Genomic DNA, 13,468 nt, shown 5'->3' with positions numbered 1-13,468 from the left:
TTGGTATGTTCTTGCCTGTCGCAGAGCGGCTCGCCAGTCTTCCACTTTGGCCTCGACGGCGTAAAGACGCCCCTGCGGCTGTACATCTGGATGCCGTACGTATCGATGTCGATCCACCTCGGTGAGAGCCCCCGACGCAACGAGTCTCTTCATGCGGGGGACGATGGTGGTCGATGGCCATCCGAGTGCACCTGCGAGATCCGCAACGCTGCTAGCGCGGCGTACGTGCGCTGCCGCGACGATCCCCGCGTCGATCTCATTAATGACCGCTGCGACAGCAAGATTCTGCCGTGATCGGAGCGCCGCAACATTGCCCACGAACGCCGTGAAATCTGGGATGCCGATTGGACCCGCGAACTCCGGCACAACAACCAGGCCGCGTGATGCACCGGGGATGCCCTCTGCGGCAGACAGAGCGTCGGCGTGCAGTTCCCTCTCCCGTATCGGCTCGAACCTCCGCCCGGCTCGCGCCACGGAAGTCTCTACATGAAGCGCGTACATCCGACGTCCACCTCCATCTGCTCGACTCTAGACCAGTGCAACAATTGTCGCCTCCGGTTCATGCCACGAGCGCCTTCGCGGTCTCGCTGGTGACGATGGCGCGAACGGTCGAGGGGTACCACTTGCCGCCCTTGGCGGTGGGCACGTCCTCGCTGTTCAGCATGCGAGCAATAGCGTTCAGGCTCTCGCCGTCCGCATGGAGGGACAGCACGCGCTGGTACGTAGGCAAGAAGGCCTTGTCCACACTGCGTCCCATGTGCTTGCCCTCGGCCTTACGCTGCGCCATGCCCTCCCGAGTTCGGACCCCGATCATCCCGCGCTCTCGCTGAGCGAGTGCAGCATCGAGGTGCGTCCGAAACTCACCGTCCGGCGTGGTGTCGATGCGCTCGCCGGAGAGAATGATCCCCCAGCCCCTCCGCTTGCTGCGGCGCATGAGCGCGGCGACGTCGCCTACGTCGCGGGAGAGGCGATCCATGCGGACAGCCATCAGTACGTCAGCCTTGTGCTTGTCGAGAAGGTCCAGCGCCTCCACGAGCTTGTCGCGGCCTTGAATGCTCTTCGCGCTCTTGCCCTCCTCGCGCACGACCTCGAAGTCGTAGCCGCGCCGCACGGCCTCGACCATGAGGGCCTGTTCCTGCGCCTCCAGCGAAGCGCCCTTATCGGCCTGCTCTTCCGTGCTCACTCGAACGTAGAGGAGTGCTTTTGTGGTGCGCTCGGATGCGGGGCTCATGAGTCGATCATACATAAAGGGGTCCCTTTATGTACAGACACTCATCGCGCGTCAGTGACGGATGGCCACAAACTCGGTCGGCGCGTGGGTTCTGCCGAATCGGCACCGGAAGGATGCGATGACATCGAGCTGTTCTCGCTCGGCGGTCCACATGCTCGGATCGGTGTGTCGCCCCGAGCCCTCGCGCCAGGCGTCGAATCGAGATCCTGACCACCACACGCCATCCCCGGTCTCACCCCAGCGGAACAAGATCTCGGGAAGGTCGTCCGGCGTCAGGGGTCGGTAATCTTCAACCCCGTAGTGCAACCGCGGGTGACCATCGATCCACTCCGAGCTGACGGCCACGAGATCGGCATGCACAGGACCGACGTCTCGGAGTGCTGCGAGGAGGTCAGGCGGCGGTGTGCCGTACTGCGACTTGACGGCGAGGACGGCATCGACCACGGCGTCTCTTCCCAGCGTTCGTGCGTCGGCGGTCGCGAGCTTGCGACCAATCGGGATGAGCGTCACCGCTTGAACCTCGGGAACCTCCAGCGGAAGAGATCCGCGATCAGCTCGGGTGAGAGCCCCGCCAGTTCACGTAGGCGTCCCTGAGCGTCGAGCGTCAGCACGTGCAGCGTGCCATTGGGCTCCAGCGCGTAGAGCGTGTCCTTGCCTTTGTGGGAGCTGAACGCAATCTGCCAATCTGCGGGGATCGACACCTTCGCCCCGTCGATGAATACGTCGGTGGTCGTGGCCGATGCTGGTACCCGCGGCGGGTCCACGAGGCGCGTGTCCTTCACGGCGTCAAGGTGGGCCTGCGCGCGAGCTGAGGGCCTTCCCGGCCCGATGGTCACGACTACCGGCTTCGCTCGCTGCTGCGGCTGCTGCGGCTGCTGAGGGGCCTGCTGGGCCTGCTGAGGTGCTGCCCTGCTATAGCCGGGCGCGTTCACGCCACTCGTGCGGAACGGATGAATCGTTCGTGCGGCCCTGCTGGTCTTCATGGTGTCCTCCTGGTGCTGATGTGGACCGGCCCTCCGCCGTGTGCGTATCCAGTGGCCCCGGTTAGTTAGGGGCGGAGGGCCGGGGTATTGCCCGACCGGCCCGCGGGCAGTCCCGTGCCATGGCGCTACGGGCCGGTCGGAGTGTGTGGGCGTGACCCACCGAGAAGATCAACTCTCGGTGGGCCACGTGGTCACAGGGGTCACGCGCGAGCGTGCCCTTTGCCCCTGAAACCGTGCCGCCGTCGCTCACGGGCTCGGGCGGCGGGACCCGTGCAGACGCGAAACCAAGGAAGGGGCGAACGCCTGCACGGGAGCTGTGTTGAGTTATGGGCCGCGTCGCCTGGGCTCGAAGTAGGGGCTACCCTCCAGGCGACGCGGGGTCTATGGGGCTGGAGCTGCTGACCTGGCCAGCTTGACGAGGTCTCCCAGGGTCAGGACGGCGTAGGCCTCATCGATGCCGCGTCCACCTCTCGACTGCACGAGGGCTGTCACGGGATAACCGGCCAGCGCTGCGGTCGCACGAGCGGAATCGAGATCCACCGAGAGGCGATGGTTGCCGCGGGCGCTGACGTCTACCCACACGCCGGGAATACCGGTCACGTCGGGCACGAGCCCCGCATCTAGGGCCGTGCTGATCTTCGAGTGAATCGGGCTTGGCTCGGCGTCGAAGCCTTCCGAACTGAGGTAGTAGGCAGTCAAGCTGCGAAGACTCTCATTCAGGCGGCGGGACTGGTTGCCTGTCGGGGTGGTCATCGTCGGTCACCGGCCTGCCCGGGCTCCCGGGCCTCATACGCCCATGCCAGCCGAGTCCCGCCCTCATCCAGCGCCTTCCGCTGCGCCTCGGCTGCGGCGATGGACGGATCGGGCGAGGTCGAGATGATCGTGCTGGTGGGTGCTGCGGGGCCGAACTTCTTCTCGACCGCGGCGAGCGCATCGGCGCGGGCCTCTGCGGTCGGCTGCGCCCAAGCCTCTTTTCTTGCCTGCTCTCGGAGTTCGCTCCACTGACCATCGCCCCATTCGTTCCATCGCTGGATGTCCTCGGGTGCCCGACCCGGGCGGAACCGGATCTCGCCCCAGCGGTCGAACTGTGCGGCGTCGTCTCCGATGATCGACATCCAGGATCTGCCGCTTGCCGAGAAGGACGCTGCGATCATCTCAGCCGTCGCGATGATCGTCTCGCCCGCCGTCGTCTGGTGCGCGGCGGAGAGGAGGCCGCGCCCGGTGGCGATGCTGATGCCGGTTCGCAGGACGTGGAACTCATCGCCCGGTCGGATCGACAAGGCGGCATCCTTCCGGTCGGCCACCTCGGCACGCAGTCGCTCCAGTCGGTCCCGCGGGCTCTCAATAGTGTTCGTCATGCGCTAACTCCAATTTCTCGATTTGCGTTGTCAGCCATCTGCCGGATGTGGTCGGCCCAATCGCGCCGGTTGCGGCTCTCCAAGACGTCGATGATCGCCGTTGCTACCTCGGGGTGCTCGCGCACGGTCGTGCCCAGAACTTTGAGCGCGTCGTTGGCGTCCTGGATGTTCTCTGCGATGTCTGCGCCCAGAGTGTCGAGAGGTGCGAGAGAGGCGAGGACACGGGCCTCCGCCTGACCGGCGCTCAGGGCGAGCTTGTGATCGCCCCTGGCTTCCGCTGCGGCACGGGTGTCTCGCGCATGATCTGCGACCTCCAAGAGGCGGGAAGCCATCGTGAGGCCAGGTGCTCCCTCTACCTCCGCCAGTGCGGCCTGTGCGGCTGCGCTGAGGTGGTCTCGCACGTGTCTGCGCACAGACTCGGGGGCGAGCCCGAACCGCCCCGCAACGCCCCGAATGGATGACGAGCCCGCGGTTAGCGCGAACTCCACTTCTGCCCTGTCCGGGTGCGAGCACAGCACACAGCGACGGCCCGGTCGGGCTGTCGTGGTGGCGAGCTGCTGCGGCATGTCGGGCGTCTCCGTCTCGGGGGTCAGGAAGGATATCGACCGCTTCGAGATTCACGTTCGAGATGCGCCCCGATGGAACTTTGTCTCGGTTCGCGCTAACGGGCTCGCCGCATGCAGTCAGACGGCTCCAGCGCGGAGAAGGTCATCGAAGTCCAGGAGAGGACGGCAGACGCCGGTCGTCGTCCATGCCCTGCGCCGGTAGGCGGCACCCTCCAGCTCGTGCACCATGGCCAGCGCCTCGGCGTCGCCCTGCTCCACTGCGGCCCACAGGCGGGAGAGTGAGTCGGTGCCGTTAGCGCGTACGCCCATCTTGGTGATGTATCGCACGACGCGAGGGAGCGACCTCACGAGGGAGACGTCCTGGCCATCCGCGCTCGCCGCGATACCCAGCCGGTCGGCCTCCGCGAGATAGCGCGAACGCATAGTTAGTGCGAACTGACGGAATCTCTCGGCGTCGATCTGAGATCTGAAAACGAGAAGTGTGTGGGCGTGGACGTGCGCGCCTCCAGGGGTGATCTCGGGCTCTATGGCGCGAGCGGAACCGGCTATGCCCTGCCGCTGTAGCCATCCGCCCCGGGTTGTCGCCTGGAGCACACTCAGGAGGTCTGCCCACGCCTGCCTGATGCCCTTCTCGGGCGTTGTGGCGATGGTTGCGGTCCAGAACACGGCGGTGCCGTTCTGATGGCGTAGAGCGGCTGTGAGGTCACGGCGGTGCTGGGCGGACCGGCTAGTCGAGCATCGGGCGCAGAGCGCCGAACCGCACCGGTGGCCCGCCTGCCCACAGCGCCGGATCTTTGAGCGGAGGGAGTACACGCGCTGGGTTTCAGTTAGTGCGGACGCGCTGTAATGATCGGGGGTGCCGCCTATAGTTACCGGGTCATAGATATGTGAACATCCACCACGGGCTGCTGCGGCATCTGGACGCTCGAATCGGGCACGGGTATCCGACGTGATCGGCGCTCGCCGCAGTGGTCGCGGGCGGGGTGGGTCGAGTAGAATCGACACGAGATCTCAAATCTTCCGCCGCCTCAATCCCTGCCAGGATGGGGCGGCTTCTCTCTGCCCCGGACGGTCAGGAAGGATATCGGCCCATCAGGATCTGACCCTGAGGTATGACCTAACAGCGTTACGGTCACTCAGGACTCAGTCGTGACTCCGTGTCCAATTCGTGTCCAAAGTCATGACCACGGGATAGCCTGTGTCTCGCAGGAAGACGATCTCGTTTCTCGATTTAGAGCCAATCCAGACCCCATGTCGGGAATGGTGATGATTCTCAGTAGGCGATTCGTCAGCGGGAACGGGAGTACTCGAGCATGACGCAGCCGTTGTCGAACGACCGCACCTGGTCGAGGGCGAACGGGGTCGGCGAGAACTCCTGCCTCGCCATCGGGATTCCGGAGCCGGCGATCACCGGGTACTTCTTGACGATCAGCCGATCGATCTCGTCGAGGAGGACGCCCGCGAGCGAGGCTCCGCCCGCCAGGTAGATGCCCAGACCGTCCTCCGCCTTGAGCTCCCGCACCCGCGCGATGGGATCGGTGCGGACGACCTCGACGTTGGCCTCACCCGGGTCTTGGAGCGAGCGGCTGAACACGATCGTGCGCAGGTGCGAGTACGGGTCGGTGATGCCGACCTGAAGCGCGGGCTCGTACGTGCGGCGGCCCATCACGACCGTGTCGAACCGGGTCAGCGGCTCGTCCGCGCCTCCGCGCGCCGCGCGAACGTGTGCCGGCTGGAGGTCGGCGAGCTCGGTGCCGAGCGTCTCGGCGAAGGCCGGAGTCACGGGATAGAAGTCGACCTCGTCATCAGGGCCGGCGATGAACCCGTCGAGAGTGACTCCGATGTAGTAAGTGAGTCTCGCATGCCGACCACGATAACCACTACGCATGAAGTACGTCAAGCGTAGTGGTTGTCGTGGAAGTGGTTCAGAGTCCTGCGAGCAGCGGCACCAGTTCGGCGAACGCACGCGCTCGATGCGACTGGGCCTGCTTCTCCGCGTCGGAGAAGTCGCCGACCGTGCGCTCCTCACCTTCGAGCTGGCCGTCGGGGATGAAGATCGGGTCGTAGCCGAACCCGCCGCCGCCCGATGCCTCCCGCGCCAGACGACCGGGCCAGTTCCCTACGACCACATGCTCACGTCCATTCGGGACGACCATCGCGATCGTCGAGTTGAAGTGCGCGGTGCGGTGCGGATCCGCGATGTCGTGCAGCTGGTCGAGCAGCAGCTCGAGGTTGGCCGCGGCATCCTTCTTCTGCCCCGCCCAGTAGGCCGAGAACACTCCGGGCGACCCGCCCAGCACGTCGACGCAGATACCCGAGTCGTCGGCCAGAGCCACGAGTCCCGTGTGGTGCGCGGCAGCGCGCGCTTTGATGAGGGCGTTCTCCGCGAACGTGACGCCGTCTTCGACCGGCTCCGGGCCGTCGTACGCGACGATCTCGAGATCCGGACGCGTCGCCGCGACGATCTGCTGGAACTCCGCGACCTTGTGCGCGTTGTGCGTGGCGAGGACGACCTTCATCAGCCGGCGAGAGCCTTCAGCTGGTGGCCCTTCAGGTCGGCGCATCCGGCGACACCCAGATCGAGCAGGGCGTCGAGCTCGCGCTTGTCGAAAGGCGCCCCCTCTGCGGTCCCCTGCACCTCGACGAAGAGCCCACGACCGGTGACGACGATGTTCATGTCTGTCTCGGCGCGGACGTCCTCGACGTATGCCAGATCGAGCATGGGCTCGCCGTCGATGATGCCGACAGAGATCGCGGCCACAGAATCGAGCAGCGGCGTCGCGTTCTTGCCGATGAACTTCTTCTCGCGGCCCCATTCGATGGCGTCCGCCAGCGCGACGTAGGCTCCGGTGATCGCGGCGGTGCGCGTCCCTCCGTCTGCCTGCAGCACGTCGCAGTCGATGACGATCGTGTTCTCGCCGAGAGCCTTGGTGTCGACCACGGCGCGAAGAGCACGTCCGATCAGACGGGAGATCTCGTGCGTGCGCCCGCCGATGCGCCCCTTGACGCTCTCACGGTCGTTGCGGCTGTTGGTCGCGCGAGGAAGCATCGAGTACTCGGCCGTGACCCACCCCTTGCCCTTGCCGGTGAGCCAGCGAGGCACGCCGTTCGTGAACGACGCGGTGCACAGCACCTTCGTGCCGCCGAAGCTGATCAGTGCCGATCCCTCAGCGTGGCTGCTCCATCCGCGCTCGATCGTGATCTCGCGGAGCTGGTCGGTGGAACGGCCGTCGGCGCGGACGATGCTGGTCATGGGGTTCCTTCGGGTGGAGGGGCGGTGGATGAAGCGGGTGCTGCGGGAGAGCTATGAGCCGGGGGCCGTAGCAGGGAGCGTGATGACGCCGGTCTGCACGAGCTGGACGTCGCGCACCTCTCGGCCCATCAGACGGTTGGCGAGGGCGGTGAACTCGGTCGTCGAATCACCGGTCGCCTCGTAGACATACGACGCCGTGGCGTCGGAGGATGCGAGCAGGTCGCCGCGCACGAGCTGACGGTATACATCGCCCGCGGTCTCGTCGTCGCTGGAGACGAGCGTGACGCCCTCCCCCATCACGTAGCTGATCGCACCGCGGAGGAACGGGTAGTGCGTGCAGCCGAGCACCAGGGTGTCGACGCCGGCGTCGCGCAGTGGGGCAAGGTACTCCTCGGCGGTGGCGAGCACTTCCGGCGTGCCGGTGATGCCGCCCTCGACGAACTCCACGAAACGAGGGCACGCAGCGGTGAACACCTCGAGGCGCTCATTCACCTCGAGCATGTCCTGATAGGCACGTGAGCCGATCGTCCCGACTGTGCCGATGACGCCCACACGTCCGTTGCGAGTGGTCGAGACGGCTCGGCGCACTGCCGGACCGATCACCTCGACGACAGGGATGTCATACCGCTCCCGCGCGTCGCGGAGCATGGCTGCAGATGCGGTGTTGCAGGCGATCACGAGCATCTTGACGCCCTGATCGACCAGCGTGTCGAGGACCTCGAGACTGTAGCGCCGCACGTCCGCGATGGGCTTCGGGCCGTACGGGGAATGGGCCGTGTCGCCGATGTAGACGAACGATTCCCGGGGCAGCTGGGCTCGGATGGCACGAGCCACCGTGAGTCCGCCGACACCGGAGTCGAAGATTCCGATCGGGGCGTCGTTCATGACTACCCAGCCTACCTGCGTGCGACCGCGTCATGCTCAGCGACCCGTGCGGGTGTCGTCACTAAGCTGAGCGGATGACGACGTCCACGGCGCTTCTGACCGATCGTTACGAACTCACCATGCTCGCCGCCGCGCTTCGCGACGGCACGGCATCGCGACCGAGTGTGTTCGAACTGTTCTCCCGTCGACTGTCCGGGGGCCGCCGCTTCGGCGTCGTGGCCGGCACCGGGCGTCTTCTCACGCTGTTGCGCGGGTTCCGCTTCGGAGACGACGAGCTGCGGTTCCTCCGCGACAACCACGTGGTGGATGGCGAGTCGCTCAGCTATCTCGAGAACTACCGCTTCACCGGATCGATCCGGGGCTACCGTGAGGGCGAGCTCTACTTTCCCGGATCTCCGATCCTCACGGTCGAGGGCAGCTTCGCCGACGCCGTCGTGCTCGAGACGCTGGCCCTCAGCGTCCTCAACCATGATTCGGCCGTCGCCACCGCCGCGTCGCGCATGAGCATCGCGGCGGGCGAGCGTCCGCTGGCCGAGATGGGGTCCCGTCGCGCCGCCGAGCAGTCCGCCGTTGCAGCCGCACGCGCCGCCTACATCGCGGGTTTCCGTGCGACGAGCAACCTCGAGGCCGGACGCCGGTGGGGCATCCCGACGATGGGCACCGCCGCGCACTCGTGGACCCTGCTGCACGAGACCGAGGAAGAGGCCTTCCGGTCGCAGATCGCCAGCCTGGGCACCGACACGACCCTGCTCGTCGATACCTACGACATCCGCACCGGCGTCGATACGGCCATCCGCGTCGCCGGCACGGGCCTGGGCGGTGTGCGCATCGATTCCGGCGACCTGCCCATCGTCGCCGCAGAAGTGCGGGCGCAGCTCGACGAGCTCGGTGCGACGAGCACTCGCATCACGGTCACGAGCGATCTCGACGAGTACGCGATCGCCGCTCTGGCGGCGTCACCGGTCGATGCGTACGGCGTCGGCACCTCGGTGGTCACAGGATCCGGATACCCCACCGCGAGCATGGTCTACAAGCTCGTGGCTCGTCAGGACCCGAGCGGATCGTGGATCGGAGTGGCGAAGGCCTCGACCGACAAGGCGTCGCACGGCGGGCGCAAAGCCGCATTCCGCACCCTCGTCGACGGGGTCGCCGAGTCCGAGACCGTCGTGGTCTCAGATGGCTTCGAAGAGCTCGACACCCCGGCGGAGCACGCGGACGGACGCGCGCTGCAGACGACGTTCGTCGAGCGTGGCGAAATCGACACCGCGTTCGAGGGGCCCGAGGGAACCGCCTCCGCGCGCGCACACCACCTTCGGGTGCGGGAGGAGCTTCCGGTGCGGGCGCTCGCGCTCAGCAAGTCGGATCCGGCGATCCCCACCGTCTTCGTAGACGCGAGCTGAGTGCGGCTGAGCGCGCGAACGCTCAGCCGACCATCGTCTCGTAGATCTCCTTGCACGTGGGGCAGATCGGGAACTTCTCCGGGTCGCGACCCGGCGTCCACTTCTTGCCGCACAGCGCACGCACCGGCTTGCCGGTGATCGCCGACTCGAGGATCTTGTCCTTCTTGACGTAGTGGGAGAAGCGCTCGTGATCGCCCGGCTCGAGGTTCTCCTCGCGGAGGAGTTCTTCCAGTTCGCGATCAAGCGTTGCCACGCCGCCCTGATCGGGGCTGTCCAGCGGAGTACTCATGCCGAGAGTCTAGCCGCGGAAGCGCCCGCTTGGGCGGCTGTCACGCGGTCTCGACGAACTCCATCAGCCGCTCGCCCTCGCGCTCGAAGATCCGTCCGCCCACGCCGACACCGATCGCGAAGACGGCGATGCCGGTCGCAAGTCCGGCCCAGAATGTCGCGGGGGCGAACTGCGACCCCTCGAGCATCGTGAGCACGAGAAGCCAGATGGTCGGCACGCTCACCACGATCGCACCGAGGAATGCCGCGGCGGGGCCGTATGCACCGCGCGAAGTCGGCCGCTGCGGCTGCTGGAACGGGCTGTCGCCGGGGCGCGACACGGCGTAGGGCGCGATCACCGAGACGATGCTCGAGAACCCGAGCGCTGAGAGCAGCAGGCTGGCACCGAGGCCGGTGAGCGGAAGAAGCAGACGCCAGTCGTCGATCCACAGCAGAGTGAGCGGAACGGCGATCGCGAGCACCGGAACAGCCACCAGAACGACCGGGACGAGTCGTCCCAGACGATCGGGGATGCCTCGCACGCCACTGGCCACGTGAGTCCAGAGTGCCGTGGAATCATAGGCGACATCGTTGTGCGGGAGCCACCCGAAGAACAGAGCCATCACCGGGACCGGAACGAGCGCGGCGATCTCGAGCGGCACTCCGGCCACCAGGAGAGGCAGCACGGTGAGCGCGCCGGCCACAGGGACGACGATGAGGTTCATGATGTACCTGCGGTCGCGCAGCCAGTAGACCAGGCTGCGCGACGCGATCGCACCGAAGGCGTTCGACGGGAGCAGACCGAACCAGCCGAGGCCCGAGCGCTCCCGCGAGGCCACGGGACGCTCCGTGGTGGTGAGCAGTCTGCGCACGAGCCACGACCACAGCGCCGAGAGCGCCACTGCGGTGCCGAGCGCCACGATGCCGCTGATCCAGTTTCCGGCGACATCCTCCGTCGCGAACGAGAAGAGGAACCGCGACGACGCGGCCAAAGGGGTGAAGCCGATGGTCGCCGTCAGCGACGCGACGGCCGCGGGAACCTGCCCGTCCCACTTGAGCGAGGCGAGGAACACGGCGACGGGGAACGCGATCACGATCACGGCCAGTGCGAAGAGGGCGGTGAGCTCGCGCGACCGACGCTCGGGCAGCAGCAGTGCGTTCACGGCCATTCCGATGCGTGCCGAGAGGATCGTCGACAGCAGGCTGACCACGCTCATCAGCACTGCGATGAACCAGGGCGCCCCCAGCCTGACGGCCACGATGCACACGCTGACATTCACGGCGACCAGAGCGAGGCTCGGAACGCTGATGAAAGAGGCGAGTGCGAGGATCCACGGCATCTGCCGTTCGTCGACTCCGAACACCGCGAAGCGGCGGGGATCGAGCTGGTCGACGGCCCCCACGAGGATCGGGCCCACCAGGAAACCCAGGAGCAGAGCGGCGCTGCCGAGCACGATGACCGTGCGTGCGACAGCGACGGGGGCGTCGTCGAGGCTGAGAACCGCAGCGCAGACCACAGCCGTCAGTATCACCACGAGAGTGAGCATGGCGAGGGTGCGCACCCGACGCTCGTCGCGAAGCGATCCGATCAGGAGCGCCGCCCTCAGTCGGAGAACGTGTGCAGCCACTCGAGCCCCTCCACCTCGCCGATACCGCCGGAGAGCTCGACGAACCGCGCCTCGAGCGTCTGCCCTGCGCGCACTTCGTCGATCGTGCCTTCGGCGAGAACCTCTCCCCCGACGATGATCGCGACCCGCGAGCAGACGCGCTCGACGAGATCCATGCCATGGCTCGACAGAACCACGGTCCCTCCGTGCGAGACATAGGCGCGCAGGATGTCCAGGATCACCGCGGAGGACACCGGATCCACGGACTCGAACGGCTCATCGAGCACGAGGACCCGCGGCGAGTGGATCATCGCGCCCGCGAGCATGATCTTCTTGGTCATGCCGGCCGAGTAGTCGGAGACGACGCGGTTCAGGGCCTCCCCGAGGTCGAAGGCTCGGGCGAGATCGGCGACGCGCTTCTCGATCACCGCCGATGCAAGCCCCCGGAGGAGCCCGTAGTAGTAGAGGAGCTGCCGCCCCGTGAGCCGATCGAACGTGCGGAGGCGATCGGGCAGCACGCCCATCATGCGCTTCGCGGCGAGCGGCTTCGCCGACTGATCGATGCCGCAGATCGCGATGTCGCCCGCGTCTGCGCGCAGAAGGCCCGCGACGATCGAGAGGGTCGTCGTCTTGCCCGCCCCGTTGGGACCGACGATGCCATAGAACGACCCCGCGGGCACGGTGAGATCGATGCCGTTGACCGCGGTGTGGTCGCCGAAGGTCTTCACGAGTCCGCGGATGCGGATGGCCTCGGATCCGGATGCCGCGCCGGCTCCGCTCACGGCCTCGTCTGTCTCATCTGCCTCGGTCACGGGATCGACGACCCCGGATGAGGCGTGCTCCTCGACGGACGGCTCCTCGGTGGGCTCGGCGACAGTCGCGGCTTCGGCCGTGGCGTCTTCGACCGGTGCCGTCTCGAGAGCGGGATCGGAGGGTGCTTCTTCGCTGTCGACGGCCAGCACGGCCGAGGATGCCTCCCGCTCGGTCGTCAGCGGCTGCCGCTCGGACTCGGGGCGCGTCTCCGCTGCGACCTCGACCTGCTCTTCGACGGCCGCACCCGTCGAGCCCGACGCGTCGACGTCGAACTCACGGACATCCGCCGCGGTGTCCGCTTCCGCTTCTGCTCGGTCGACAGCGACGCCCTCGACCGTCACGGCCTCGGCTTCCTCAGCCTCGGCTTCCTCAGCCTCGGCCGCGGAACTCTTCGCCGCAGCAGCCTTCGCCGCGGCCGTCTTCGCCGCAGCAGCCTTGGCCGCCGTCGTCCTCGCGGCCGACGCCCGCGCCGTGGCCTTCGCCGCAGCGCTCTTCTCCGCGGCGGCCTTGGCTGCCGCGGTCTTCGCCGAAGCCGTCTTCGCCGAAGCCGTCTTCGCTGCCGATGCGCTCGAGTCCGACCCCGCTGCAGCAGTGCTCTGTGCAGCCGTTGTCTTGGCAGCAGCAGCCTTGGCTGCCACCGTCCTGGCCGCAGCCGTCTTGATCGGCGTGGATCGCGCCGAAGCGGTCTTGGTCGCAGCCGCGCGGGCCGTCGTGTCGCGCGAGGAGTTCTTCGCTGCGGCCGCGCGCGCCGTGGCAGACGTGGTCCTCTTCGGCGCCGCAGATCGCGCACCGGCGCTCTCAGGGCTCCGGTCGATCTTCAGCGCCGGCTCGGCGACCACCTCGACAGTCGCTGCCGCCTTGTCGGCCGCGGCCTTGGACGGGGCACGCTTGGCGGGCGTCTTCTTGGCGGACGTCTTGCGGGCGGGGGTCTTCTTCGGGGCGGCGGGCGCGGCGTCAGCCACCTGATCGGGGCGGTCGTCGGAGGAAGAAGCAGTCACCGTCCTACGGTATCAACGGGTGCCGACTTTCTTCGGGTCACCGCAACAAATCGCCCATAGGATCGTCTCACCGACCTCTCGTCGACCGGATATGGACGAATCTGAGT

At 67.1% G+C, this 13,468-nt stretch carries 15 protein-coding genes; 1 reads left to right on the top strand and 14 read right to left on the bottom strand.

The window, feature by feature from the left end; translation table 11 throughout:
- Nucleotides 1-559: 559 nt before the first annotated feature.
- The 11 genes from QMA07_RS05310 to murI all read right to left on the bottom strand — a co-directional run bounded on the left by QMA07_RS05310 (nucleotide 560) and on the right by murI (nucleotide 8,276).
- Nucleotides 560-1,231, bottom strand: a complete 672-nt coding sequence (locus QMA07_RS05310) for a recombinase family protein (protein WP_290160455.1) — start codon at nucleotides 1,229-1,231, stop codon at nucleotides 560-562.
- 51 nt (nucleotides 1,232-1,282) lie between these two features.
- Nucleotides 1,283-1,741, bottom strand: coding sequence for a hypothetical protein (locus tag QMA07_RS05305; protein ID WP_290160454.1), 459 nt, complete (start codon nucleotides 1,739-1,741; stop codon nucleotides 1,283-1,285).
- Nucleotides 1,738-2,214, bottom strand: a complete 477-nt coding sequence (locus QMA07_RS05300; protein ID WP_290160453.1) for a hypothetical protein — start codon at nucleotides 2,212-2,214, stop codon at nucleotides 1,738-1,740. Before QMA07_RS05300 ends, QMA07_RS05305 begins: the two co-directional genes overlap by 4 nt.
- Before the next feature lie 381 nt (nucleotides 2,215-2,595).
- Nucleotides 2,596-2,967, bottom strand: coding sequence for a hypothetical protein (locus QMA07_RS05295; RefSeq protein WP_290160452.1), 372 nt, complete (start codon nucleotides 2,965-2,967; stop codon nucleotides 2,596-2,598).
- Nucleotides 2,964-3,572: a hypothetical protein gene (locus QMA07_RS05290; RefSeq protein ID WP_290160451.1), complete on the bottom strand. Its 609-nt coding sequence runs from the start codon at nucleotides 3,570-3,572 to the stop codon at nucleotides 2,964-2,966. Before QMA07_RS05290 ends, QMA07_RS05295 begins: the two co-directional genes overlap by 4 nt.
- Nucleotides 3,569-3,904 (bottom strand): hypothetical protein, encoded by a 336-nt coding sequence (locus QMA07_RS05285; protein WP_290160450.1) that lies wholly within the window; start codon nucleotides 3,902-3,904, stop codon nucleotides 3,569-3,571. The genes QMA07_RS05290 and QMA07_RS05285 overlap by 4 nt, the downstream gene beginning before the upstream one ends.
- A gap of 351 nt (nucleotides 3,905-4,255) precedes the next feature.
- Nucleotides 4,256-4,561 (bottom strand): hypothetical protein, encoded by a 306-nt coding sequence (locus tag QMA07_RS05280; protein WP_290160449.1) that lies wholly within the window; start codon nucleotides 4,559-4,561, stop codon nucleotides 4,256-4,258.
- 865 nt (nucleotides 4,562-5,426) lie between these two features.
- A complete protein-coding gene (locus QMA07_RS05275) occupies nucleotides 5,427-6,026 on the bottom strand; it encodes a dihydrofolate reductase family protein (RefSeq protein WP_290160448.1) in 600 nt (199 codons plus the stop codon).
- A 37-nt stretch (nucleotides 6,027-6,063) separates the two neighbouring features.
- Complete coding sequence (gene rdgB, locus QMA07_RS05270; RefSeq protein WP_290160447.1) at nucleotides 6,064-6,657, bottom strand: RdgB/HAM1 family non-canonical purine NTP pyrophosphatase; 594 nt, start codon at nucleotides 6,655-6,657, stop codon at nucleotides 6,064-6,066.
- On the bottom strand, nucleotides 6,657-7,391 hold the full coding sequence (gene rph / locus QMA07_RS05265) for a ribonuclease PH (RefSeq protein WP_290160446.1): 735 nt from the start codon (nucleotides 7,389-7,391) through the stop codon (nucleotides 6,657-6,659). The genes rdgB and rph overlap by 1 nt, the downstream gene beginning before the upstream one ends.
- A 51-nt stretch (nucleotides 7,392-7,442) precedes the next feature.
- Nucleotides 7,443-8,276 carry a glutamate racemase gene (gene murI, locus QMA07_RS05260; RefSeq protein ID WP_140037544.1) on the bottom strand — a complete coding sequence of 278 codons (834 nt, stop codon included), beginning with the start codon at nucleotides 8,274-8,276 and terminating at the stop codon, nucleotides 7,443-7,445.
- 74 nt (nucleotides 8,277-8,350) lie between these two features.
- Between murI and QMA07_RS05255 the strand changes: the two genes are divergently transcribed.
- Nucleotides 8,351-9,676 (top strand): nicotinate phosphoribosyltransferase, encoded by a 1,326-nt coding sequence (locus tag QMA07_RS05255; protein ID WP_290160445.1) that lies wholly within the window; start codon nucleotides 8,351-8,353, stop codon nucleotides 9,674-9,676.
- A 22-nt stretch (nucleotides 9,677-9,698) separates the two neighbouring features.
- Here the strand turns inward: QMA07_RS05255 and QMA07_RS05250 are convergent, their stop codons facing one another.
- The 3 genes from QMA07_RS05250 to QMA07_RS16945 are packed head-to-tail and all read right to left on the bottom strand — an operon-like array spanning nucleotide 9,699 to nucleotide 13,361.
- Nucleotides 9,699-9,965 (bottom strand): DUF3039 domain-containing protein, encoded by a 267-nt coding sequence (locus QMA07_RS05250; protein ID WP_042536500.1) that lies wholly within the window; start codon nucleotides 9,963-9,965, stop codon nucleotides 9,699-9,701.
- Between the two features lie 40 nt (nucleotides 9,966-10,005).
- On the bottom strand, nucleotides 10,006-11,571 hold the full coding sequence (locus QMA07_RS05245) for a hypothetical protein (RefSeq protein ID WP_290160444.1): 1,566 nt from the start codon (nucleotides 11,569-11,571) through the stop codon (nucleotides 10,006-10,008).
- The gene (locus tag QMA07_RS16945; RefSeq protein WP_356762377.1) at nucleotides 11,547-13,361 is read right to left on the bottom strand and encodes an ABC transporter ATP-binding protein; all 1,815 of its coding nucleotides are present in this window, start codon (nucleotides 13,359-13,361) and stop codon (nucleotides 11,547-11,549) included. The genes QMA07_RS05245 and QMA07_RS16945 overlap by 25 nt, the downstream gene beginning before the upstream one ends.
- Between the last annotated feature and the right edge of the window lie 107 nt (nucleotides 13,362-13,468).

It is taken from the genome of Microbacterium sp. APC 3901 (genome assembly GCF_030407765.1).
Lineage (GTDB): Bacteria > Actinomycetota > Actinomycetes > Actinomycetales > Microbacteriaceae > Microbacterium.
This window is presented reverse-complemented; position numbering and strand designations above follow the sequence as displayed.

Excerpts from the sequence above, each read along its gene's own strand:
- QMA07_RS05290 (WP_290160451.1), bottom strand. The coding sequence starts at position 3,572 with ATGACGAACACTATTGAGAGCCCGCGGGACCGACTGGAGCGACTGCGT.
- QMA07_RS05250 (WP_042536500.1), bottom strand. The coding sequence starts at position 9,965 with ATGAGTACTCCGCTGGACAGCCCCGATCAGGGCGGCGTGGCAACGCTT.
- QMA07_RS05255 (WP_290160445.1), top strand. The coding sequence starts at position 8,351 with ATGACGACGTCCACGGCGCTTCTGACCGATCGTTACGAACTCACCATG.
- murI (WP_140037544.1), bottom strand. The coding sequence starts at position 8,276 with ATGAACGACGCCCCGATCGGAATCTTCGACTCCGGTGTCGGCGGACTC.
- rph (WP_290160446.1), bottom strand. The coding sequence starts at position 7,391 with ATGACCAGCATCGTCCGCGCCGACGGCCGTTCCACCGACCAGCTCCGC.
- QMA07_RS05275 (WP_290160448.1), bottom strand. The coding sequence starts at position 6,026 with ATGCGTAGTGGTTATCGTGGTCGGCATGCGAGACTCACTTACTACATC.
- QMA07_RS05310 (WP_290160455.1), bottom strand. The coding sequence starts at position 1,231 with ATGAGCCCCGCATCCGAGCGCACCACAAAAGCACTCCTCTACGTTCGA.
- rdgB (WP_290160447.1), bottom strand. The coding sequence starts at position 6,657 with ATGAAGGTCGTCCTCGCCACGCACAACGCGCACAAGGTCGCGGAGTTC.
- QMA07_RS05295 (WP_290160452.1), bottom strand. The coding sequence starts at position 2,967 with ATGACCACCCCGACAGGCAACCAGTCCCGCCGCCTGAATGAGAGTCTT.
- QMA07_RS05280 (WP_290160449.1), bottom strand. The coding sequence starts at position 4,561 with ATGCGTTCGCGCTATCTCGCGGAGGCCGACCGGCTGGGTATCGCGGCG.
- QMA07_RS05300 (WP_290160453.1), bottom strand. The coding sequence starts at position 2,214 with ATGAAGACCAGCAGGGCCGCACGAACGATTCATCCGTTCCGCACGAGT.
- QMA07_RS05285 (WP_290160450.1), bottom strand. The coding sequence starts at position 3,904 with ATGGCTTCCCGCCTCTTGGAGGTCGCAGATCATGCGCGAGACACCCGT.